General features: G+C 62.3%; 20 protein-coding genes and 1 pseudogene. 6 read left to right on the forward strand and 15 right to left on the reverse strand.

What is annotated here, in order from left to right; all coding sequences use genetic code 11:
• Positions 1-6: 6 nt before the first annotated feature.
• The 3 genes and pseudogenes from phnE to BTHE68_RS19445 all read right to left on the reverse strand — a co-directional run bounded on the left by phnE (position 7) and on the right by BTHE68_RS19445 (position 1,847).
• Entirely contained in the window at positions 7-825 is an 819-nt protein-coding gene (gene phnE / locus BTHE68_RS19435; protein ID WP_162067869.1) for a phosphonate ABC transporter, permease protein PhnE, read from the reverse strand.
• Positions 826-1,653 (reverse strand): annotated as a pseudogene (phnD, locus tag BTHE68_RS19440) (phosphonate ABC transporter substrate-binding protein); the annotation flags it as partial.
• Positions 1,644-1,847 carry a hypothetical protein gene (locus BTHE68_RS19445; protein ID WP_162067870.1) on the reverse strand — a complete coding sequence of 68 codons (204 nt, stop codon included), beginning with the start codon at positions 1,845-1,847 and terminating at the stop codon, positions 1,644-1,646. The gene BTHE68_RS19445 and the pseudogene phnD, both read right to left, overlap by 10 nt.
• A 57-nt stretch (positions 1,848-1,904) precedes the next feature.
• On the opposite strand from BTHE68_RS19445, the gene BTHE68_RS19450 reads away from it, so the two are divergent.
• Entirely contained in the window at positions 1,905-3,293 is a 1,389-nt protein-coding gene (locus BTHE68_RS19450; protein ID WP_162067871.1) for a dihydrolipoyl dehydrogenase, read from the forward strand.
• Positions 3,294-3,361: 68 nt separating this feature from the next.
• On the opposite strand, the gene BTHE68_RS19455 is transcribed toward BTHE68_RS19450, so the two are convergent.
• Positions 3,362-4,360 (reverse strand): LysR family transcriptional regulator, encoded by a 999-nt coding sequence (locus tag BTHE68_RS19455; protein WP_232077970.1) that lies wholly within the window; start codon positions 4,358-4,360, stop codon positions 3,362-3,364.
• A 16-nt stretch (positions 4,361-4,376) separates the two neighbouring features.
• Between BTHE68_RS19455 and BTHE68_RS19460 the strand changes: the two genes are divergently transcribed.
• The 3 genes from BTHE68_RS19460 to BTHE68_RS19470 all read left to right on the forward strand — a co-directional run bounded on the left by BTHE68_RS19460 (position 4,377) and on the right by BTHE68_RS19470 (position 7,969).
• Entirely contained in the window at positions 4,377-5,756 is a 1,380-nt protein-coding gene (locus tag BTHE68_RS19460; protein WP_162067872.1) for an NAD(P)H-dependent oxidoreductase, read from the forward strand.
• A gap of 97 nt (positions 5,757-5,853) precedes the next feature.
• A complete protein-coding gene (locus BTHE68_RS19465) occupies positions 5,854-7,158 on the forward strand; it encodes an MFS transporter (protein ID WP_162067873.1) in 1,305 nt (434 codons plus the stop codon).
• An 88-nt stretch (positions 7,159-7,246) separates the two neighbouring features.
• Positions 7,247-7,969 carry a Pr6Pr family membrane protein gene (locus tag BTHE68_RS19470; protein ID WP_162067874.1) on the forward strand — a complete coding sequence of 241 codons (723 nt, stop codon included), beginning with the start codon at positions 7,247-7,249 and terminating at the stop codon, positions 7,967-7,969.
• Here the strand turns inward: BTHE68_RS19470 and BTHE68_RS19475 are convergent.
• The 11 genes from BTHE68_RS19475 to BTHE68_RS19525 all read right to left on the reverse strand — a co-directional run bounded on the left by BTHE68_RS19475 (position 7,966) and on the right by BTHE68_RS19525 (position 18,882).
• Positions 7,966-9,189, reverse strand: coding sequence for a YbfB/YjiJ family MFS transporter (locus BTHE68_RS19475; RefSeq protein ID WP_162067875.1), 1,224 nt, complete (start codon positions 9,187-9,189; stop codon positions 7,966-7,968). The two genes, BTHE68_RS19470 and BTHE68_RS19475, sit on opposite strands and share 4 nt — an antisense overlap.
• A 68-nt stretch (positions 9,190-9,257) precedes the next feature.
• Positions 9,258-9,872: a TetR/AcrR family transcriptional regulator gene (locus tag BTHE68_RS19480; protein WP_162067876.1), complete on the reverse strand. Its 615-nt coding sequence runs from the start codon at positions 9,870-9,872 to the stop codon at positions 9,258-9,260.
• Positions 9,873-10,060: 188 nt separating this feature from the next.
• A complete protein-coding gene (locus BTHE68_RS19485) occupies positions 10,061-10,369 on the reverse strand; it encodes an EthD family reductase (RefSeq protein ID WP_162067877.1) in 309 nt (102 codons plus the stop codon).
• A 53-nt stretch (positions 10,370-10,422) separates the two neighbouring features.
• Positions 10,423-11,355, reverse strand: coding sequence for an MBL fold metallo-hydrolase (locus tag BTHE68_RS19490; protein WP_162067878.1), 933 nt, complete (start codon positions 11,353-11,355; stop codon positions 10,423-10,425).
• Positions 11,352-12,218, reverse strand: a complete 867-nt coding sequence (locus BTHE68_RS19495; RefSeq protein WP_162067879.1) for a quinoprotein dehydrogenase-associated SoxYZ-like carrier — start codon at positions 12,216-12,218, stop codon at positions 11,352-11,354. The genes BTHE68_RS19490 and BTHE68_RS19495 overlap by 4 nt, the downstream gene beginning before the upstream one ends.
• A 25-nt stretch (positions 12,219-12,243) precedes the next feature.
• A complete protein-coding gene (locus BTHE68_RS19500; protein WP_162067880.1) occupies positions 12,244-13,164 on the reverse strand; it encodes a quinoprotein relay system zinc metallohydrolase 2 in 921 nt (306 codons plus the stop codon).
• A complete protein-coding gene (locus BTHE68_RS19505) occupies positions 13,161-14,135 on the reverse strand; it encodes a LysR family transcriptional regulator (protein WP_162067881.1) in 975 nt (324 codons plus the stop codon). Before BTHE68_RS19505 ends, BTHE68_RS19500 begins: the two co-directional genes overlap by 4 nt.
• Before the next feature lie 685 nt (positions 14,136-14,820).
• The gene (locus BTHE68_RS19510; protein ID WP_162067882.1) at positions 14,821-15,576 is read right to left on the reverse strand and encodes a hypothetical protein; all 756 of its coding nucleotides are present in this window, start codon (positions 15,574-15,576) and stop codon (positions 14,821-14,823) included.
• The gene (locus tag BTHE68_RS19515) at positions 15,573-16,484 is read right to left on the reverse strand and encodes a substrate-binding domain-containing protein (protein WP_061180218.1); all 912 of its coding nucleotides are present in this window, start codon (positions 16,482-16,484) and stop codon (positions 15,573-15,575) included. Before BTHE68_RS19515 ends, BTHE68_RS19510 begins: the two co-directional genes overlap by 4 nt.
• A 59-nt stretch (positions 16,485-16,543) precedes the next feature.
• Entirely contained in the window at positions 16,544-16,963 is a 420-nt protein-coding gene (locus tag BTHE68_RS19520; protein ID WP_162067883.1) for a c-type cytochrome, read from the reverse strand.
• A gap of 107 nt (positions 16,964-17,070) precedes the next feature.
• A complete protein-coding gene (locus tag BTHE68_RS19525; protein WP_162067884.1) occupies positions 17,071-18,882 on the reverse strand; it encodes a methanol/ethanol family PQQ-dependent dehydrogenase in 1,812 nt (603 codons plus the stop codon).
• 360 nt (positions 18,883-19,242) lie between these two features.
• On the opposite strand from BTHE68_RS19525, the gene BTHE68_RS19530 reads away from it, so the two are divergent.
• Positions 19,243-19,617, forward strand: a complete 375-nt coding sequence (locus BTHE68_RS19530) for a 4a-hydroxytetrahydrobiopterin dehydratase (protein ID WP_162067885.1) — start codon at positions 19,243-19,245, stop codon at positions 19,615-19,617.
• 766 nt (positions 19,618-20,383) lie between these two features.
• Positions 20,384-21,427, forward strand: coding sequence for a beta-ribofuranosylaminobenzene 5'-phosphate synthase family protein (locus tag BTHE68_RS19535; RefSeq protein ID WP_162067886.1), 1,044 nt, complete (start codon positions 20,384-20,386; stop codon positions 21,425-21,427).
• Positions 21,428-21,497 lie beyond the last annotated feature (70 nt).

Consider the following 21,497-nt stretch of genomic DNA (forward strand, 5'->3'; position numbering starts at 1 on the left):
CGTGCTTCAGATCACGCGCTCGCGCACCCAGCCCGACACGAGATCGATCAGCGACACGATCACGATGACGATCAGCATCACCGCCGCCGTCTGCGCATAATTGAACGAGCGGATCGCCTCATACAGCACGACGCCGATCCCGCCCGCGCCGACCATGCCGACGACCATCGCGGAGCGCACGTTCGATTCGAAGCGATACAGCGCGAACGAGATCCACAGCGGCAGCACTTGCGGCAGCACGCCATAGACGATTTCATCGAGGCTGCTCGCGCCCGTCGCGCGCACGCCTTCGGCCGGCCTTGCATCGACGGCTTCGACCGCTTCGGCAAAGAGCTTCGCGAGCACGCCGGTCGTGTGCACCCACAACGCGAGCACGCCCGCGAACGGTCCGAGTCCCACCGCGACGATGAACAGCATCGCGAAGACCATCTCGTTGATCGCGCGGCACGCGTCCATCAATCGACGCACCGGCTGCGCGATCCACACCGGCGCGATGTTCTGCGCCGACAGCAGTCCGCACGGCACCGCGCAGATCAGCGCGAGCGCCGTGCCCCATACCGCAACCGCGAGCGTCACGATCATTTCATGCACGTACGTGCGCCATTCCGCGAAGTCGGGCGGAAAGAAGTCGCGCGCGAACTGGCTCATGTTGCCCGATGCGCCGAGCAGATCGAGCGGACGCATGTCCGCGCTCTGCCATGAAAGCCCGAGCACGGCGATCAAGACGATCCAGCCGAGCATCGACGTCCAGCTGCGCTTGGGCGCGCTCGCCTGCACGGGACGTGCAATGCCGGCCTCGAAGGTGCTGATATCCAGTGGCTTCATTTACTTCGCCGCCGTGGCGTCGAGCGCGGCGATCTTCTGATCGAGCGCCGCGATCTGTGCGTTCTTGTCGGCGGTGTCGAGATGCGCGTCGTTCTGCACCTGCTCCTTCTTCTGGAACAGCGCCATCTGGCGAATCGGCACGAGTTGCGCGTTCGACGAGTCCGCGAAACCCGAATAACCGGAGATCGCCGTCATCACGGCTTGCTCGCGCGGATCCTTCTCCGCGTAGTGATCGAAGAAGCCGCGCAACTTGTCCTTCGTCGCCTGCGGCAGATCGCGACGCCACACGAGCGGGTCCGACGGAATCAGCGGCGACTTCCACAGCACGCGAACCTTCGGATACAGCTCCGGATGTTGCGTCTTGATGGTGTCGAGCATGTCGGTGTTGTTGGTCGCGACATCGATCTTGTCGTTCACGACCGCCAGCATGTTCGCCTCATGGCTCGACGGCAGCACGCTCTTGAACGCGCGCTTCGCGTTGATGCCGTTCTTCGCGAACAGATAGTACGAAGGCACGAGCGTGCCCGAGGTCGAATTCGGATCGCCGAAACCGAGATTGATGTCCTTCGTGTTCTTCAGCACCTGATCGAGCGACTTCCACTTGCTGTTCGCATTCGTGATGAGCAGCGAGTAGTAGCCCGCCTCGCCGTTCTTGTACTTCACCTTCGCGAACACTTCGCCATTCGAGCGATCCACCGCTTCGATGGCCGATGCATTGCCGAAGAAACCGATCTGCACCTTGTTGAAGCGCATCGCTTCGATGATGCCCGCATAGTCGGTTGCGAAATACGCCTTCACGTCGAGACCGGTCTGCTTGTTCAGATCGTCGCGTCGGCGAGCACGATGCGCGCGCGCTGCACGAGCGCGCGGGCCAGCGCGGCGCGTTGCTGCGTTCGGGAGATTCTAGAAAGCGAACATGACGAGACAGTGACGCGGATGAGACGTCTAGATGAATACATCACTTCGTCGCGTGGACGGATGAGACGATCGAGCAGGAAATCGATCCGAACGAGCATTCGCATTTGCGGCGCCGCGCGCGATGATGGTCGGCAGATGCAACAACCATTCGGGACACCATCATGAACACGATCCATACGGATGTAGCCATCATCGGCGCGGGCAGCGCGGGGCTTTCCGCGTATCGCGCCGCGAAAGCGGCGGGCGCGTCGGCGATTCTCATCGAAGGCGGCGCGCATGGGACGACGTGTGCGCGCGTCGGCTGTATGCCGTCGAAGCTGTTGATCGCCGCCGCCGATGCCGCTTATCACGCGGCGCACGGGGCGGCTTTCGGCGTGCATGTCGACGGCGCCGTGCGCGTCGACGGGCGCGAGGTGATGGCGCGGGTGAAGCGCGAGCGCGATCGCTTCGTCGGCTTCGTCGTCGCGGGCGTCGACGCGACGCCCGACGCCGACAAGCTCACCGGCTATGCGCGGTTCATCGACGATAACCTGCTGCAAGTGGGCGACCACACCAGAGTGCATGCGAAGAGCGTCGTGATCGCGACGGGATCGAGTCCCGTCATGCCGGCGATGTATCGCGCGCTAGGCGATCGCGCCGTCATCAACGACGATGTGTTCGCGTGGGATGACTTGCCGAAGCGTGTTGCTGTGATCGGCGCGGGCGTCATCGGCCTCGAACTCGGGCAGGCGCTGGCGCGGCTGGGCGTGCGGGTGTCGGTGCTGGGTGCGCGCGGACGCGTCGGGCCGCTGACCGATCCCGATGTGCGGGCTTATGCGCAGCGCGTGTTCAGCGAGGCGTTTCATTTCGAGCCGCGCGCGCAGGTGGAGAGCGCTGTGCGCGAAGGCGATGAAGTGCGCCTGCGTTACGTCTCCAGCGAGGGCGCGTTGGTCGAGGATACGTTCGATTACGTGCTGGTGGCGGCGGGGCGCAAGCCGAATGTCGGCGGACTTGCCTTGCACGATACGTCGCTCGAACTCGATGACGATGGCTTGCCCGTCTATGATCCGCTGACACTGCAGGCGGGCACGCGTCCGGTGTTCATCGCGGGCGATGCGAACGGCGTGCTGCCCTTGCTTCACGAAGCCGCCGATGAAGGTCGCGCGGCGGGTACGAATGCGGCGCGTTATCCGCAGGTTGTGCCGGTCGAGCGGCGGGCACCGATCGCGATCGCGTTCACCGATCCGGGTATTGCAATGGTCGGTGCGCGTCATGTAGACCTGGCGGTGGATTCCTTTGTGACTGGGGAAGTGAGCTTCGAGGATCAGGGGCGCAGCCGCGTGATGCTCAGGAATCGCGGGCTGATGCATGTGTATGTCGATCGCGGGAGCCGCAGGTTTGTCGGTGCGGAATGGATCGGGCCGGATGCGGAGCATATTGCGCATCTGCTTGCGTGGGGGTTGCAGATGAAGCTCACCGTCGATGAGATGTTGAGGATGCCGTTTTATCATCCCGTGGTGGAGGAAGGATTGAGGACGGCATTGCGGGATGCGGCTTCGAAGTTGGCTTGATATTCGATTCGTGATGCGATCGGTTTGTCGCCGACCCCGGCGACAAACCCAAACGCTAAGCAAAACAGCTACTCCAAAAACCACCTCCCCTCACATTCCTTCCGGATGAAATCCGCCAGCCACTTGACCCGCGCGACATCCCGCGTTTCGGCGAGCGTCACGAGCCAATAAGACCGCGACAACGCGATCTCCTCCGGCAGCAACCGCACAAGATTGGCATCGGTCCGCGCGATGAAGCACGGCAAGACCCCGAGCCCCACACCACCCGATACTGCCGCCGCCTGACTGATAACATTTGAAATACGAATTGCAGGCACGAGAGAAGATGAAATCTGCGGCAGATAATTCAACTCCGCCGACCACATCTGATCTTCCACATATCCGACCCAGGGATGCCTGAGCAAATCGCGCCGCGATGCGATCTTGCGATGCCGCTCCAGATAATCCCGCGACGCATAAACCCCCAACGCGTAATCCGTCAGCTTGTGTGCATACACACGCCCTTGCGCGGGCCGCGTCATGCTGACCGCAAGATCCGCCTCGCGCTTCGAAAGACTGAACATACGAGGATTCGCGATCAACTCGATCTCGAGCTGCGGATGCACCGCCGCAATCTGCGCGATCCGTGGCGCCAGAAAATACGTGCCGAAGCCCTCCGGCGTACCGATACGCACGCTACCCGTCAGACCAATGGACGCATCCTCCAGCCGGTGACGCATGCGCGTCGCGAGGCTTTCCATGCCTTCCGCGTCGCTCAGCACGCGCTCACCCTCGGGCGTCAGCACGAACCCCTGCGAACTGCGATCGAAGAGCCGCACGCCGAGCGCCGTTTCGAGCGCGGCCACGCGCCGGCTCAGCGTCGAATGATCAACGCCCATCTGCTGCGCCGCAACCGTGAGCCGGCCCGAACGCGAGATGGCGAGGAAAGCCTGAATGTCGTCCCAGTCGAAGCCACGCATGGGGATTTGCGCACAGAGCGATTGCCGATTTGCCCATTCTATTGCAAGAAAGTCGCTGCTATCTTTTTCCTGAACTCTGCAAAGGCAGAGCACGCAGACGCGAATCAATCAGGAGACACACAGCATGTCGCTCATCGCGAAACTCAAGGCTCGGGCGCAGGAAGGCAAGCCGGTCAAGGTCGGTCTGATCGGCGCAGGAAAATTCGGCTCGATGTATCTGTCGCAAGCGCCGCGCACGCCGGGCATTCATCTCGTCGGCGTCGCGGACCTTTCGCCCGATCGCGCGCGCGCATCGCTCAAGCGCGTGGGCTGGGAAGAAGCGCGCTACGCCGCGCGTTCTTGGAGCGAAGCCAGAGCCAACGGCTCCACCTTCATCACCGACGATGCCGACGCGATGATTGCAAGCGATCACGTCGATATCGTCATCGACGCGACCGGCAGCCCCGCCGCGGGCATTCATCACGCGCTTCTGTGCTGCAAGCATCGCAAGCACATCGTGATGGTCAATGTCGAAGCGGACGTGCTCGCCGGCCCCCTGCTCGCGCGACGCGCCGAGGAAGCAGGCATCATCTATTCGATGGCCTCCGGCGATCAACCCGCGCTGATCGCGGAACTGGTGGACTGGGCGCGCACCATCGGCATGGAAGTGATCTGCGCGGGCAAGGGCACGAAGTACCTGCCGATCTATCATCAATCGACGCCCGATACCGTCTGGGGCCATTACGGCTTCACCGAAGAACAGGTCGGCTCCGGCGACTTCAACGCGCAGATGTTCAACTCGTTTCTCGACGGCACGAAGTCCGCGCTCGAAATGGCCGCGGTCTCGAATGCCTGCGATCTGCGCCCGCCCGCCGATGGCCTCGCGTTTCCCGCATGCGGCGTCGACGATCTGCCGACGCTGCTGCGTCCCGCATCCGATGGCGGGATTCTTCCGCATCGCGGCAGCGTCGAAGTGGTGTCATCGCTCGAACGCGATGGACGTCCCGTGTTCCGCGATCTGCGCTGGGGCGTGTACGCGGTCTTCGAAGCGCCGACCGACTACGTGCGCGACTGTTTCGCGCAATACGGCCTCAAGACCGACAGCACGGGCCGCTTCGCCGCGATGTACAAGCCGTATCACCTGATCGGACTCGAACTCGGGCAATCGATAGCGAGCATCGCCGTGCGCGGCGAAGCGACCGGCGCGACCTCGGGCTTTCATGGCGACGTCGCCGCCACCGCGAAGCGCGATCTGCGCGCGGGCGAACGTCTCGACGGTGAAGGCGGCCACACCGTCTACGGCAAACTGATGCCCTCCGCCGATTCGCTGATTCAGGGCGCATTGCCTATCGGGCTCGCCCATAACATGGTGCTGCAACGTCCGGTCGCGGCGGGACAACCCGTGCGCTGGAGCGATGTCGCATTCGACGCGAACAAGGAAGCGGTGCGCGTGCGCCGCGAGATGGAAGACATCTTCCGCGCCGAAATGAAGCTGGAGGTGCCCGCGCAGAAACTCGCCAGTTAAGGATATGCACGTTCTTTGACCCCCTTGTGCGCCCGGGACATTCGATGACCCGGGCGCTTCGCACTCTCAACGCCCGGCAAAGGGCGACGGAGGAGACATGAGCCAAATCAGCGAAACGCTAGGCGTCGCACAATCCGCCACGACGGACGTGTACCGCAAGATCACGTGGCGCATCATGCCGTTCATCGTGCTGTGCTATCTCTGCAATTATCTGGATCGCGTGAACGTCGGCTTTGCGAAGCTGCAAATGCTGTCCGATCTCGGCTTTTCCGATGCAGTCTACGGACTCGGCGCGGGCATCTTCTTTATCGGCTATTTCATCTTCGAAGTACCGAGCAATCTGATCCTGCATCGCGTGGGCGCGCGGCGCTGGATCGCGCGCATCATGATCACGTGGGCGATCATTTCCGCAATCACGCTCTTCGTGAAGACACCGTCCCAGTTCTATATCGTGCGCTTTCTGCTGGGCGTCGCCGAAGCGGGTTTCTCGCCGGGCATCATGCTCTATCTCACCTACTGGTTTCCGGCGAAGAAGCGCGGTTTCGCTTACGGCGTGTATTACATCGCGATTCCGCTCGCGGGCATCGTAGGCGGCCCGCTGTCGGGCTGGATTCTCTCTGCGTTCAGGCACTCGGGCGTCATGGCCGCGTGGCAATGGCTCTTTCTGATCGAAGCGATTCCGGCGTTCGTCGTCGGCATCATGGTGCTGTGGCTCATGGTCGACAAGCCCAGTCAGGCGAAATGGCTCACCGACGATGAAAAGCGCCTCGTCACGCATGCGGTAGAACGCGAGGACGCGGACAAGACGGCGCATCACAACGCGCGCGCGTTCCTCTCCGACATCAACATCTGGAAGCTGTGCGGCGTGTATTTCTGCCAGATCATCGGGCTCTATGGCATCAGCTTCTGGCTGCCGTCGATCATCAAGGACAGCGGGCTCACGAACGTCGAAGTGATCGGCTGGCTTTCGGCGGTGCCGTATCTCGTCGCGATTCCCGCGATCATCCTCACGGGCATCAGCGCCGACAAGTTCCGCTCGCGCCGCATGCACTTTTCCATCGCGCTCGTGATCGGCGCGATAGGCTTTGCCGCGAGCGGTTATGTCGGGCATCAACCGGTGCTCGCGGTTATCGCGCTATCGGTTGCGGCGGCGGGCATTCTGTCGGCGCTGTCGTTGTTCTGGGGCATTCCTGCCGCGTTTCTCGCGGGCACGTCCGCTGCGGCAGGCATCGCGGGGATCAATTGCGTCGGCAATCTCGCGGGTTTCGTGTCGCCCTACATGGTCGGCTGGCTGAACGTGACGACGCATAACAACAGCATCGGGCTGTATGCGGTCGCGGCGTTCATGATCGTCGGTGCGTTCGCGGTCAGGGCGATTTCGGGGCAGCTCGCGGATCGGTGATGGCGTGGCGATGAGCGAAAGCGCCCGCAGTCGATGCGGGCGCTTTCGCTTCAATCGGCGGTGGCCGCCATGCACGTAAAATGGCCCCATGTCGAAATTGCCTTCCACCGATTCCCGGCAAGAGTCCGAGTTGCCGCTCCACACGCCAAGCACCGCGTCGCTCGCGCTCGCGGCCGCCATCGCGATGATCGCGTGGCTCGCGTTCGCCGCGCAGACGGACATCACCATCGCGCGCCTCGTCAATCGCGGCTTCACCGTGTTCGAGGGCGTGGCGCGCATGACCAGCTATCTGACGAATCTGACCGTGCTGCTGACTGCGTTCTGCTTTACGTGTGTCGCGACGCGCGCGCGGTTTCCGCTCGCGCGGTTCTTTCGCAGGCCGACTGTCGTGACGGCGGTGGTCGTGTATATCGTGTTCGTCGGGATCGCGTACAACGCGTTGCTGCGTTATCTGTGGACGCCGTCGGGGTATCGCGCGCTCGTCAACGAATCGCTGCATACCGTGGTGCCCGCGCTCGCGGCCTTGTACTGGTTCTTCTTCGTGCCGCGCTTTCATCTGTCGTTGCGACGATGCGCGCTTTGGCTCGTCTATCCGCTGTCTTATCTTTGCGTGACGCTATGGCGCGGAAGACTGTCCGATTTCTATCCCTATCCGTTCATCAACGTCGCGGAACTGGGTTATGAGCGCGTTCTCTTCAACGCGACGATGCTCGTCGTCGCGTTCGTCGTGCTGATGTGCGTGTTCCTCGTGATCAATCATCGGCGCGAGGATTTGAGTGTGGCTGATTCGGACGCCGAATCCGGCGACTAGCCGGTCACCCGCTTGCGGTTCACGACGAGATCGGCGATGAACGCGATCGCAAGCGCACTAGCCCCACACGCGAAAATCAACGCGTAGTTGTCGTGCGTGTGCGAGAACAGGAACGAATAGCCATAGCCCGCCATCGCCTGACATAGCGCGAACGCCGACGTCGCCCGGCTCCATGCCGCACGCTGCCCCGCGTGATCGTGCGGCAGAAGTTCATGCACACGCCCGAGCGCAAGCGGCACGATACCCGGCGTCGAAACGCCGAGCGCGATGGTCGCGACACCGATCGCATAAGGATTCGCCGACAACGCCAGCAACGCCGCCGACAACGCCTGCAATAACAACGAAAAACGATAAGCCATGCCGAAGCCGATGCGATCGCCCACGCTTCCGCAAATAAGCGGCCCGAAAATCGCCGCGACGCCATACATCACCCAATAACGCGCGCCCACATCGGCGCCACGGCCATAACCGCGCGCGATGCAATCGACGAGCAGAATCATCACGGGCACGAGGCCCAGCGCGTTCGCCGCATATTGCGCATACAGAAGACGCAAGCGCGCGCCATCGTGTGCATTGAGACGCGGGGCCGCGTCCTGCGCTGCGACGGCGGGCGGATTGGACGCCGGCCAGCCGAACCACGCGATCGCCGTGAGCGCGAGCGAGAACACGCCGAGACCCATCCACGTATCGTGCAGACCGTAATGCAGCAGCTTCGGAATCAGCGTACCCGATGCCGCAATGCCGAAGCCCAGGCCGATGAAGATCATCCCGCTCGCGAAGCCTCGCCGGGCCGGCGGAATGTGCGGCAGGATCGTCGTCGCGACGAGCACCATGGTCGCGCCTCCGGACAGACCCGACAGGAACCGCCACGCGAAGAACCACGCTATCGAGAGCGGAAATGCGCAGGCAAAGAAGGCCGCCGTCGCGACCGCCATCAGAAGACGCAGCGCGTGGCGGTTCGTGAGCGCATGGGCGATCGCGCGGCCGAACAGCGCGCCCGCGAAATAACCCGCGAAGTTCGCCGCGCCGAGCGTCACCGCCTGCGATGACGTGAACCAGTGCGCCTCGATGAGCGGCGGAATGAGCGGCGTGTATGCGAAGCGCGCAAGGCCGATCGCAACGAGGCTCGCGCAAAATCCTGCGAGCATCGCGAACAGCGCGCGGGCGTCGAGTGAAGCGTGCTGACCGGCGTGTGCAGCCGATACGGTTTGATCCGACATGATGAGGGCTCCCGCGGCCGGATGCGTGTGCATGCGGCCGGACGACGTGACGTAAAAGGTATGGAGGTTCAGCGCTTGCCGGCGCTCAGACCGAGCGGCGGCAACTTCAGCATCGCCAGCGTCGGCGCGACGGCGCCGCTCAGCAACGCAGGCTTCGGATCGACGCGCGCCAGCACGCGCAGGCCGAGCAGCACCGCGAGCAGATTCGTCGCGGCGGCCTCGGCGGGCACCACGCGCTCGATATCGCCGCTCTTGATGCCGGCCTTCATGCACCGCTCGAAGAACGCGCGCAGCAACGCCATCTCCGCTGCAATGCGTTCCCGGAACGCCTCGTCTTCCGGCGATGCGCCGAGCGCCGCGTTCACCAGCATGCAGCCACGCCGATGCTCGTCCGACACCGAGCGCTCGACGATCTCGCGAAAGAAGGCGGCGATCGCACGGCCTGGTGTCATCGACGATTCGAGCCGTTGAATGCGCTCGCGCAAAGTGTGATCCAGATAGTGATCGAGCGCACGCAGAAACAGCGCGCGCTTGTCGCCGAAAGCGTTATACAGGCTCGGTTGCGTAAGACCCGTGTACTGCACGAGGTCGCGCGTGGAGGTGCCGTCGTAGCCGTGCGTCCAGAACGCGTCGGCGACGGCGTCCAGCACGCTGTCTTCGTCGAAATTGCGCGGTCGCGCCATGATCCTGCTCCATCGAATGAGTGGCCGATGTTTTATATCGTCCGATACAGAACCGATTATATATCGATAGATACAAAACCATGCGGCATCTCCATTCGGCGATGCGGGTCTTGTGCTGCGGGGGAAATGTACTGAGGAAATGCGAGGCGCTTCGAGGATGCGCGCGCATCCTCGAAGGCGTGGAGATGTCAGGCTTCTTTCGTGTCGAACATCAGCAACTCGACGCCGGCTTGCGCGAAGTTGGCGAGATCGGCGGCGGTTTTCTGACCTTCGGGCGAGCCGAGCGCCGTCTGGATCGCTTCGAGCGAATCGAATTGCAGCAGCGCGACGAGGTGATAAGGCGAATCGCCCGACGCCGTCGCCACCGGACCCGTGCTGATCTCATAGCGCCGCAGACCCGGCAGCGTCTTCGCGAGCGGCGCATGAGTCGAGGCGTAGTAATCGTTGAATGCCTTCGTGTCGGACGGGTTCTTGTACAGCGCTACGAGCTGGGCCATCGTCTAGTCTCCTGGTGGTTTTACGGCGTGAGAAGGATCACTGCATCAACGCGCTACGGTTTTTCCAGTTGCAGATAGATGCGCTGCACGTTCTGCGGCTGCGCGATCGCATAGAGCTTGTAGTTGGCGAATGCGGGCACTTGGACCGTATGCATCGCCTCGGTGAGGCCGACGCCGCTCTTGTACGCGCGCTTTACGTTTTGATCGAGTTCGCGCAGATACACGCCCGTCTGCATGATGTCGTCGCCGTCCACGGGCGCGCCGAAGCCCGGCACGACCGTCTTCAGATCGAGCGCACGCAGTTTTTCCAGCGCGGCGAGCCAGCCGGGAATCTGCTCGTTGCGCAGTTCCGGTATGCGTCCGTTCGAGACGAGACCACCGGCGAACAGCACGCCGGATTGCGTATCGAGCACGGCGAGATCGCCCGGCGTGCTCGCAGGCCCGAAGTGCAGCAGTTGCAGCTTGCGCCCGCCGCTTTCAATTTCTGTCGTGCCATCGACGGTTTTGTCGGGCACGGTCACGCGCGAGCCGGCCATCTCGTCTTCGCCCAGCGTCTTGCGCAAATTCGCGAGGCAGATCGCGCAGCGCTCGCGAATCAGTTGCGCGGCGCGCGCGTGCGCGAGAATCGGTACGTCGTCGTCGCGGAAAGCGGCCGCGCCGAACACGAACTCGGGCGCCTGATGCGTGATGATGACGAGCTTCACCGGCAACGGCGTGACCTTGCGGATCGCTTCGATCATCGCGCGTCCATAGCGATACGACGACCCCGTGTCGATCACCGTCACGCCATCCGGCCCGACGATAAAGCCATTGTTCGCGACGATGCCATGATTCTTCGGCGCGACGGCATCGTTATCGCCGATGAACGCGTACACGCCCGGTGCGATCGCGACGGGCGCGGGCATGCCGCTCATCGCCGCGTGGGCGAGCGTGCCAGCCGCGATCAGCAGCGTGAAAACGAACGCGCGCAAGCCACGCGCCGTCATTTCATCGCCGATGTTTGCGCATTGCCCGGCTGCGCGTTCACCGCTACCGCGCCGTCCCACTTCTTGTTCTTCGTGTCCTCGATATGCGCCTTCAACTCGCCGCTCGCGCCCGGCACGAAATAGAAGCGGAAGTTCGGGTTCTCGCTGATCGAGAAATTGACGTTCGCGGTCATCACCGGCTTGTCCGCATACGTGACGGAGACCTTGCGGACGAAGTACGCCGTTGCATAGTTGCGTGTGATCTGGTTCATCGCCATGCCGGTGCGGTTCGGATGACGCACCATCACTTGCGCGACGCCGGGCTTTCCTGCTACGACCTGTCCCTCGGGCTGGAGCCTGACCTGTCCCGCCGCGCGCTCGGCGACGTCGTCGTCCTTGTCGGCGGGCGCGGAACAGCCGCCGGATGCCTTCACGAAACGCACCGCGCTATAGAGCTTGCCGTCATTCGTCTCCGCGATCGCGCGCATGAAGGTGTAGTCCTCCACGCGCACGCGCGTTTCGATCGTCGCCAGTCCCGATTCCGGCGTGAACTCGAACGAGCCAGCGTACGGTTCAGGATTCTCGTCGATGAAGAGATAAATCTTCTTGATGTAATGCGCGGGCGTCTGCGGGAACTGCGCGTTGATTGCGATCGGCACGACGGAGGCGTCGGCCGCGCGCGCGGGCGCGTCGAGCTTGATGACCGCATCGCCATGCGAGTCGATCGTGCGGCCCTTGAATGCGCCGTCCTTGAAATCGAGCCAGCGCGCCACCTTGTCGGGATCGTCGTCGGGCTGGGCCGCCTGCGCGGCGTAGGGCGCGAGCGCCGCGACGGCGAGGCTCGCGATCGTCATCGCGCGAGTGCCGGACCATGCTGTCTTCATGATGTCCCTCCAATGCTGCGCTGCACTACTGCTCCCACTCGAGTTCCGCATAGGCGGCCGTCACGTTGCGACGGTGGTACATATCGAAGAGGAGCCATTTATCCTTCTGGTCGAGGCCGATGCTGTCGACGGCCTGCCGAATCGTTTCGCCGCGCTTGATGGCTGCGCGCACATCGCGCGCCAGATCCGCGAGATAGCGCTCTTCGGCATCGAGCGATTGCGGCCACGGCGGATCGAGCGGACCGTGTCCGGGCACGACGTGACGCGGATTCATCTGGCGAATGCGCGCGATATCGTCGAGCCAGCCGACCACGCTGCCATCGACGACAGGGATGCAGCGCACGAACAGAAGATCGCCCGTCCACAACGTGCCGCTCTTCTCATCGTATACCGTCAAATCGTTGTTGGTATGCGCGGTTTTCCATGTGCGCAGCGTAAGCGTGCGTCCGCCGAGATCGAGCGTGCCGGAGCCGTCGATCGTCATCGTCGGCGGGATGATTTCGCTGCCTGCCGCGGCGGCGCCCAATTCGCGATTCAGCGCGCGCATATAGTTGTCCGCTCGGGTGGCTTCCGCTTGCGCGAGCGTCGCGCTGCCGACGAATTGCGGATGATCGTCCCTGAATGCGGCGTTGCCGAAGATGTGGTCCGGATGCATGTGCGTGTTGATCACATAGCAGACCGGCAACGCTGTGACCGCGCGTATGGCGGCGCGCAACGCGCGTCCCTCGGCGAGCGTGCCGCCCGTGTCGATCACCGCGACGCAACGCGTGCCGACGACGAAGCCCACGTTCGCGATATCGCCGCCGTTCTCGGGCGTGGCGACGTCGTCGTGGCCGCGATGCGCGTAGTTTCCCGGCGCGATCTGGGTGATCGGCAGCGCAGTCTCGCCATGCGCGATCGTGGCGCACGCAAACAGTAAGAAGAGTGCAATGATGCGAAAGCTCATCGGACGTTGCCGGCGTCGGCGAGCCGCTTTGGTCTGCGCAATCCGAACTGCGCATATTCGCGTTCGAGAAACGGCTCGGCATTCTCCAGCAGGAAGCGGCGAAATGCGAGACAGGTCGGCGAGAGCTGTTTCGAGCGTGAATGCACGAGTTGCCAGGTTCGCTCGACCGGTGTTCCGTTCACGTCGAGCACGGCGATCTCGCCTGTGCGCAGTTCGAGCGAAAGCGTGTGCAGGGAAATGAGGCTCACGCCCATGCCGGCCATCACCGCCTGCTTGATGGTTTCGTTGCTGCCGAGCGTGACGCTGCGCGCGGGCACGAAGAGGTTCTGCCGGAAGACGTGTTCCGCGACGGCGCGCGTGCCCGATCCCGGCTCGCGCAGGAGGAACGTATCGTTCGCAAGTTCCTGCAGATCGAACGCCTTCGCCTGACGCAAGGGATGCGCTAGCGGCGCGACGATCACATGCGGATGATAGGCGAGCGGTTCGGCAGTGGTGCCGAGTTCGGGCGGCGGGCGGCCCATGATGGCGAGATCGGTGGCATTGTCCTGCAGCAAACGCAGCAGCGTTTCGCGGTTGCCGACGGAGAAATGGATATCGACTTTTGGATACTGCTCGCGGTAGAGCGCGAGGAGCTTGGGGGCGAAGTAGGTCGCCGAGCTGACGATGCTGACCGCGACCGAACCGCTGTCGGCTTGCGTGAGCGACATCATCGCGTCTTCGGCGTCCTTTATCTCGCCGAGGATGCGGCTTGCGTGGTGTGAGAGCCTTTCGCCGGCTTCCGTCAGCGAGAGACGGCGTGCTACGCGTTCGAATAGCGGGAGGCCGATTGCTTCTTCCAGCTGGCGGATTTGCATCGATACTGCGGGTTGGGTCAGGTGGAGTTCTTCCGCGGCGCGGGCGAAGCTTGGGCAGCGGGTTGCTATTACGAAGATTTGTAGCTGGCGGAGGGTTAGGGAACGGATGAAGTTCACGGGGGGGGGGTTGGGTCGGGGATGGGGTTGTTTGCGTGGGCTTCTACGGAATCCTGAATTCTTGTCGGTCTATTGGCACTGCCCCTCCCCGGGGCGGGGGTCACTTTCTTTGCTGCTGCAAAGAAAGTAACCAAAGAAAGCAGCTTTCCCCATCCAAAGTACTTCATGCCGGCCCCGGCACAGGCGATCGGTCTTGGCACAGCAGTAGCGAGTGCCCTCGTAGGCCTAATCGGGCTTGGACCGCGCACGGTCTGACACATCGCACCGCACGCGTGGCTGGTTCAGCACGAAAAAGCTCCGGCCCGCTACGCGGCCGATGGGTCAAGCGCGTCTGCGTGTGCTTCTGCGTTTCTCTTTTCTCGTCGGTTTTCCCTTGCATACCCAACGGCAGCGCGTAGCGCTGTGCCGGAACTCTTTCGTGCTGAACCAGCGTCCCTTGGGTACTAGCTTGTCAGACCGTGCGCGGTCCAAGCCCGGATAGGCCTACGAGGGCACTCGCTACAGACGCCACGAACAACGAGAAGAACACTCAAATTGCGTATGACCGCGGGCGTCTCGAGCTGCTTTCTTTGGTTACTTTCTTTGCAGCAGCAAAGAAAGTGACTGCCGCCCCGCACAGGGGCAACGCTAATAAACCGACGCGAAAACGGGATCCGGCGAAAACCAAACCCCAAAAACCCCAACTTCACCGACTAGCCCTAGGCGCATTCGCCGGCTTAACCGGCGCCCCCCCAGGAGAATTCATATTCTTCAGAACCCCTTGATAAGCAATCGTTTCCTTCTGCAAAGGATGAGCAAAATCATTCCCATCCCCTGGCACTTCGGTGCGAATCATGAGCAGCCGCCCAGGCACATCATCCGCCATGACGAACGTATAACGCTTACCCGTATACTTCGCGAACCGCTCCGAATTAGGATCGTTCAAATACGGCTGAATAACGATCTGCTGAGCCTTGGCATGCTTGCCAAGCCCAAGCGACTCGCTCGATACCGAAGTAATCTCAGGCCCTGCCGCCAGCGCCATCCTCACCCGCTGCTGAAAATAGCGCCGCTGACCGCCCGTCAGCTGCTCCATCTCCGTGATGTCGTGCTCGAGAAAATAGATGATCGCCGGATTGCACGGCAGCCCGCCCGGCACATTGACGCTTCCCGTGCGATCCGTCACGCGCGCGTCGTTCTTGCTATTCCCCGGGCTCACCACAAGAACACGCAACGTATCATTGATCTTCGAGGGCGGCCCTGAATAATCCACCGCATAATCGAGTTCCGTCTGCGGTTCGACGCCATTCATATGCGCCTGCATGAAAAGCAATCGCTCAGCCGGTGCAATCTGTGCCCCCGGCGCGGACGCCGAAGAAGCCGGCGCATCCGCAGCCCTGACACCCACCGACGCCATCAACGCAGCGCACGCAAGGGCGCACCCGCAAAGAGCGCCCCTCATTGCGCGGCAACCGGCTGCAACGGCAGCAAAGGAACCTGATAGCTCGAAAGAATCTGATCGATCTTCGGCTGATTCGACGCAATCCAGTTATCGACCTTGTCACGCCACGCCTTTTCGCCGTAACGCACGCCCATCGAAATCTCGTAGTCGAAACGGATCGGCTGACCCGCCGGGAACGCCACGAGGCGCACCTTGTTGTCTGAGCGATTGGCGAAATAACCCGCGATCGGCCCCCATAGGAAAGCCGCATCGACATCGCCCTTCGCCATATCGCGTTCGATGATCTCGCCAGGGAAAGCCTCGGGATCGCCGCTCTGCCCTTGATAGGACACAGCCTGCTGAATCAGGTCATGACTGAGCAGCCAGTCCGTCGCCGGACTCTTTACGAAGATGCCGAGCTTCATTTTCTTCAGTTGCTCGGGCGGCAGATTCATCAGATCCGAAGGCGTTTTGATGCTCGCGTATTCGGGCTTGTTCGGAAACACCATCGCATAGGTGGAATGCAGGTACGGACGCGTCGTCGCGGTCAGCTCATAACCTTTCGGCACGCCGATGATCAGATCGCACTTGAAGCGCTCGCTTTGCGGCACCTTGTCGCGCAGCGTATTGCGCACGAAACCCATGCGCTGCGGCCAGAACGTGTATTCGAGCTTGTAGCCGAAATCGCTCGCCATCTGGCTCGCGATCTTGTTCTCGTAACCTTCGCCCTTCTGGTTCGAGAGCGGCATGTTGTTCGGATCGGCGCACACGCGCAGCACGCCGTCCGCGCCATCGTTGTTGGGCAGATTGGGCGGCGGGCCGCCCGCCCCTTGCGCGAAAGCCTGTTGCGCCGAGAACGTCGCGAATGCCGCGCATAGCACGGCCATGAATCGGAACGAAGCGGCGCGGCTCGCATTACGATCAGACATCGACACCTCCGGGTATGAGAGCAATCATCGGACGTCGGCACATCATGCGCGCGACATCCTTATTTTGCATCGATTGCCTGCAGGTCGCCCGGGTTGATCTTGCCATCGGAGCGCCCCTTGAGATACGCGTAGAGGTTCTCCCAGTTCTTCTGCATCATCTGGCTCGCGCTGAAATCGGGCATGCCCTTGTCCACGCGACCGCCGAATACCGTGCGATGGAATTCGTTCTTGTCCAGCGTCTTGAAAGCATCGATCAGCGACGGGCCGACCATCCCTTCCTGCTTCGCCCCGTGACAGCGTTCGCACGCAAGTGCACGCCATGTTTTCCAGCCTTGCAGCGTGTCGCTGTCTACCTTGTTGCCGTCGACGACCTTATACGCGACCGGCTTCATCTGTCCCGGGCCCGGAGGCGTCTGGGCGAACGAAGCGGACGACGCAACCAGCGTCATCGACAGCAGCAAGAGTGATCCGCCTTTCATACGTCTGACTCCTTGAACATGTCTTGTATATGGGGTGTTTCCGCGCGGCGGCCGTTGCAGCCGCCGCGCAATCCTTCTATCAACCAGCACTCATCAAACAAAGAACATCAGCCGCCGGGAATCGCAAACACGAAGAGCGTGCCGCCCAGCGCCGTGTACTTCGCGAGCTCCTTGTAGCCGCCCACCGCGCCGAGACCTTCTGTCGACTTCTCGAGGCCCGCCGCCATGCCGATGCCGGCCCAGCCGCCGATGCCCGAGTACACGCCGACAAACTGCTTGCCCTGATACTGATACGTGAACACGTTGCCGATGATCCCGGACGGCGTCTTGAACTTCCACAGCTCCTTGCCGTCCTTGATGCGTACTGCCTTGATGTAGCCTTCGAGCGTGCCGTAGAACACCACGCCGCCGGCCGTTGCGAGCGCGCCGGACCATACCGAGAACTTCTCCGGCTTGGACCACACGATCTTGCCCTTCGCGGCATCCCACGCGATGAAGTTACCCATCGCCCCCTTTTCGTTCGGGCCCGGATACATCGAAAGCGTCGCGCCGACGAACGGCTGACCCGACACGTAATCGACCTGGAACGGCTCGTAGTCCATGCAGACATGATTCGTCGGCACGAGGAACAGGCTCGAACCCGGATCGAAGGCGGCCGGCTGCTGGTCCTTCGAGCCGAGCGCCGCGGGGCAGATGTTCTTGACGTTGTGATCGGGACCGGCCTTCTGCGTCGAGTAGCTCGCATTGCGAATCGGCAGGCCGCTCTTCAGATCGACGCTATCGGCCCAGTTCACCGCCGGGTCGTACTTCTGCGCCACGAGCAGTTCGCCCGATTCACGATTCAGCGTGTAGCCGAAGCCGTTGCGGTCGAAGTGAACGATCGCGGGCACCTTCTTGCCGCCGATGTTCAGGTCCGAGAGGATCATCTCGTTGACGCCGTCATAGTCCCACTCGTCGTGAGGCGTCATCTGATAGACCCACTTCGCCTTGCCCGTGTTGAGATCACGCGCGAAGATCGTCATCGACCACTTGTTGTCACCCGGACGTTGCGTCGGGTTCCACGTGCCCGGATTGCCCGAGCCGTAGTACACAAGGTTGAGCTTCGGATCCCATGCGTACCATCCCCACGTGGTGCCGCCGCCGTACTTCCACTGATCGCCCTGCCAGCTCTTGAGCGACGAGTCCGCACCGACAGGCGCCATCTTGCCGTCGGTCCAGGTCATCGTGCTTTGCGGGTCCATCAGCATTTCGTTGTCGGGACCGGTGCTGTAGGCCTTCCAGACTTCCTTGCCGTCCTTGATGTTGTACGCGATGATCCGTCCGCGCACGCCGAACTCACCGCCGGAGATGCCGGTCAGCACCTTGTCGCCGAAAACGTGCGGCGCGTTGGTGTTGGTTTCGCCCTTCTTCGGATCGCCGTTCTGCGCGGTCCAGACGACGTCGCCGGTTTTGGCGTCGAGCGCGACGAGCTTCGTATCGGCTTGCTGGAGGAAGATCTTGCCGTCGCCATACGCGAGACCACGGTTGACCGTATCGCAGCACATTACCGAGATGACCTGATTGTCCTGCTTCGGCTGGTATTGCCAGATGAAGGTCTGATCCTTCAGGTTGATGGCGATGACCTTGTTGGGAAACGGCGAGTGGATATACATCGTGTCGCCGATGACGAGCGGCGAGCCTTCATGGCCGCGCAGCACACCTGTCGACATGGTCCAGGCAACCTGTAGCTTGCCGACGTTGTTTTCATTGATTTGCTTGAGCGTGCTATAGCGGTGATTCGAGTAATCGCCCGCTTGCGCCGCCCAGTTCGAGGGATTCTTGATCAGGCTGTCGAGCTGCGAGTCGGCCTGAGCGACAAAAGAATTCAGGCTTGCCGTCGCTGCCACCGCCAGTCCAAGAACCAGGGTGCGTAAGTTCATGTCTCCTCCAGAATGGTGATGCCTCCGACCCAGGGATGACCACGCTACCGGGTTGCATCGTGCGCGCCTTCAAATGCAGGTAACGAGTTGCGCTTCGTCCAGTACATAGCCGGACTTTTGCGTAGAGAGGCCAATTGCATATTCCATGCCGGTTTCATTCGCCAGCTTCAAATCGGGAATTTGGCGGGGCATGGTGTCGTATGCGGGCAGGTTCCTGTCGGGTGGCGACACATACTGTGTCAAATACGCGAAAGAGTGAGCGGGATGGAACACCGGAACGGATCGCGTGACATGACGCGATGCAGCATGTTTTCTTTGGCGCATACTTGGCTTTGTTCTTTTCTATTTGGAGGCTTCGCCATGGCTCAAGCCGAAAAGGTCTATTCCGACGAGGAAATCCAGCAAAGGCTGACGGGCGCGCTCGAGCATTGGTATCTGGAGGATGGGTGGCTCAGGCGCAAGTTCAAAACCGAAAGCTGGAAGGGCACGCTCATGGTCGTCAATACTGTGGGGCATCTGGCCGAAGCGGCCTGGCATCATCCTGATCTCACCGTTTCCTATGCGTTTGTTGTCGTCAAACTCAAGACGCATTCGGCTAAGGGGATTACGGATAAGGACTTTGCCTTGGCTTCGAAGATCGAAGATGTTATTCAGTGGCAACCCGGGAAGGAGGATGGGCCGCTCGAGGGCACGCCTTCCGATGATCAGCGGTTTCGGTATATCAAGTATGACTAGGGGTTTTGGTTGCGGGTGTTCGTTGATGGTGTTGTCGCCGGATCCCGTATTCGCGTCGGTCTATTGGGACTGCCCCTGTGCGGGGCGGCAGTCACTTTCTTTGCTGCTGCAAAGAAAGTAACCAAAGAAAGCAGCTTTCCCCATCCAAAGTACTTCACGCCGGCCCCGGCACAGGCGAACATCTAGGGCACAGCAGTAGCGAGTGCCCTCGTAGGCCAGACCGGGCTTGGACCGCGCACGGTCTGACACATCGCACCGCTCGCGTGGCTGGTTCAGCACGAAATGGCTCCGGCCCGCTGCGCGGCCGATGGGTCAATCGGGTCTACGTGTGCTTCTGCGTTTCTCTTTTCTCGTCGGTTTCCCTTGCATACCCGACGGCAGCGCGTAGCGCTGTGCCGAAGCTATTTCGTGCTGAACCGGCGTTCTTTGGGTACTAGCTTGTCAGACCGTGCGCGGTCCAAGCCCGGTTAGGCCTACGAGGGCACTCGCTACAGAGGCCACGAACAACGAGAAGAACACTCAAATTGCGTGTGACCGCGGGCGTTTCGAGCTGCTTTCTTTGGTTACTTTCTTTGCAGCAGCAAAGAAAGTGACTGCCGCCCCGCACAGGGGCAACGCTTATAGACCGACACGAAACCGGGATCCAGCGAAAACCCCAAGCACAAACGCAAGCAAAAGCAAAAGCAAAAGCACAAGCCTCCTGGTACAGGATTTGCCTAACCCCAAGGCCCCAAAAAATCCGCCACAAAACAGGAAGCCCACTTCGATGCCGCCCACCCCCGGACGCTTATCCCCGCCCCCGGCGATCACAGTCGAATCCCCTGCGCGCCTGCATCTCGGCTTCATCGATCCAAACGGCTCGCTGGGCCGCGCCTTCGGCAGCGTAGGCCTCGCCATCGACGCGCACGGCACGCGCATCACCGCCCGGCAGGCTCCCGCATCGCGCCGCGAGGCGCTCATCGAAGGCGCCGCCAGCGATACCCAACGCGACCGCATAGAACAGCACCTGAAGCAACTGGAAGCCGCGCTAGGCAAGGGCCCGGCAATCGACATCGAAGTACACGAAACCCCGCGCGCGCACACGGGCCTGGGCTCCGGCACCCAACTGGCCCTCGCCCTCGGCACCGCGTTCGCCCGCGCGCGCGGTCATACAGCGAGCACCGCGGATATCGCAAGAACCCTCGCACGCGGCGCGCGCTCCGGCATCGGCATACATGCCTTCGATCACGGCGGACTGATCGTCGACGGCGGGCGCGATGCACGCAACCCGTCGAGGACGACGCTGCCGCCGCTCATCGCGCGCCAGCCGTTTCCCGAAGCCTGGCGCGTGCTGCTCATCGACGACACCTCGCGCGAAGGCCTGCACGGCGACGCAGAAAAGCGCGGCCTCGCCTCGCTCGCGCCCTTCCCCGCCATGCTCGCCGCGCATCTGAGCCATCTCGTGCTCATGCGGATCCTGCCCGCCGTCGCGGAGGCCGACTTCGACATCTTCGCCGACGCCATCTGCGACCTTCAGCACACCATCGGCGAATACTTCGCGCCCGTGCAAGGCGGCGTGTTCGCGAGTCCCGCCGTCGCGCGCGCGCTCGAAGCCGTCGCCGCCGAGCAGAAAGCGGGCATCGGACAGACTTCGTGGGGTCCGGTCGGCTTCGCGTTCGTCGCGAGCGCGCAGGACGCCGAGCGCGCCCTCGCCGCCGCGCAGCGCGTTTCGCCGGGCGCATCGCTCACGTTCACGGTCGCCGCGGGCCGCAATCGCGGCGCGACCTGGCGCGCGGCGGACCGACGGCATCACGGCGCGAACGCGGCCTGAACACGCACGACGCATCGACAGCAGCTAACGAGTTCAAAGCGACATCAACGCGACATCAACGCACAACGAG

The organism is Burkholderia sp. THE68, assembly GCF_009938265.1.
GTDB lineage: Bacteria > Pseudomonadota > Gammaproteobacteria > Burkholderiales > Burkholderiaceae > Caballeronia.

Coding starts and splice junctions, on each gene's coding strand:
- BTHE68_RS19490 (WP_162067878.1), bottom strand. CDS start 11,355: ATGACGGCGCGTGGCTTGCGCGCGTTCGTTTTCACGCTGCTGATCGCG.
- BTHE68_RS19485 (WP_162067877.1), bottom strand. CDS start 10,369: ATGGCCCAGCTCGTAGCGCTGTACAAGAACCCGTCCGACACGAAGGCA.
- BTHE68_RS19520 (WP_162067883.1), bottom strand. CDS start 16,963: ATGAAAGGCGGATCACTCTTGCTGCTGTCGATGACGCTGGTTGCGTCG.
- BTHE68_RS19510 (WP_162067882.1), bottom strand. CDS start 15,576: ATGAGGGGCGCTCTTTGCGGGTGCGCCCTTGCGTGCGCTGCGTTGATG.
- BTHE68_RS19445 (WP_162067870.1), bottom strand. CDS start 1,847: ATGCGAATGCTCGTTCGGATCGATTTCCTGCTCGATCGTCTCATCCGT.
- BTHE68_RS19480 (WP_162067876.1), bottom strand. CDS start 9,872: ATGGCGCGACCGCGCAATTTCGACGAAGACAGCGTGCTGGACGCCGTC.
- BTHE68_RS19470 (WP_162067874.1), top strand. CDS start 7,247: ATGTCGAAATTGCCTTCCACCGATTCCCGGCAAGAGTCCGAGTTGCCG.
- BTHE68_RS19450 (WP_162067871.1), top strand. CDS start 1,905: ATGAACACGATCCATACGGATGTAGCCATCATCGGCGCGGGCAGCGCG.
- BTHE68_RS19500 (WP_162067880.1), bottom strand. CDS start 13,164: ATGAGCTTTCGCATCATTGCACTCTTCTTACTGTTTGCGTGCGCCACG.
- BTHE68_RS19460 (WP_162067872.1), top strand. CDS start 4,377: ATGTCGCTCATCGCGAAACTCAAGGCTCGGGCGCAGGAAGGCAAGCCG.
- BTHE68_RS19525 (WP_162067884.1), bottom strand. CDS start 18,882: ATGAACTTACGCACCCTGGTTCTTGGACTGGCGGTGGCAGCGACGGCA.
- BTHE68_RS19495 (WP_162067879.1), bottom strand. CDS start 12,218: ATGAAGACAGCATGGTCCGGCACTCGCGCGATGACGATCGCGAGCCTC.
- BTHE68_RS19515 (WP_061180218.1), bottom strand. CDS start 16,484: ATGTCTGATCGTAATGCGAGCCGCGCCGCTTCGTTCCGATTCATGGCC.
- BTHE68_RS19535 (WP_162067886.1), top strand. CDS start 20,384: ATGCCGCCCACCCCCGGACGCTTATCCCCGCCCCCGGCGATCACAGTC.
- phnE (WP_162067869.1), bottom strand. CDS start 825: ATGAAGCCACTGGATATCAGCACCTTCGAGGCCGGCATTGCACGTCCC.
- BTHE68_RS19465 (WP_162067873.1), top strand. CDS start 5,854: ATGAGCCAAATCAGCGAAACGCTAGGCGTCGCACAATCCGCCACGACG.
- BTHE68_RS19475 (WP_162067875.1), bottom strand. CDS start 9,189: ATGTCGGATCAAACCGTATCGGCTGCACACGCCGGTCAGCACGCTTCA.
- BTHE68_RS19530 (WP_162067885.1), top strand. CDS start 19,243: ATGGCTCAAGCCGAAAAGGTCTATTCCGACGAGGAAATCCAGCAAAGG.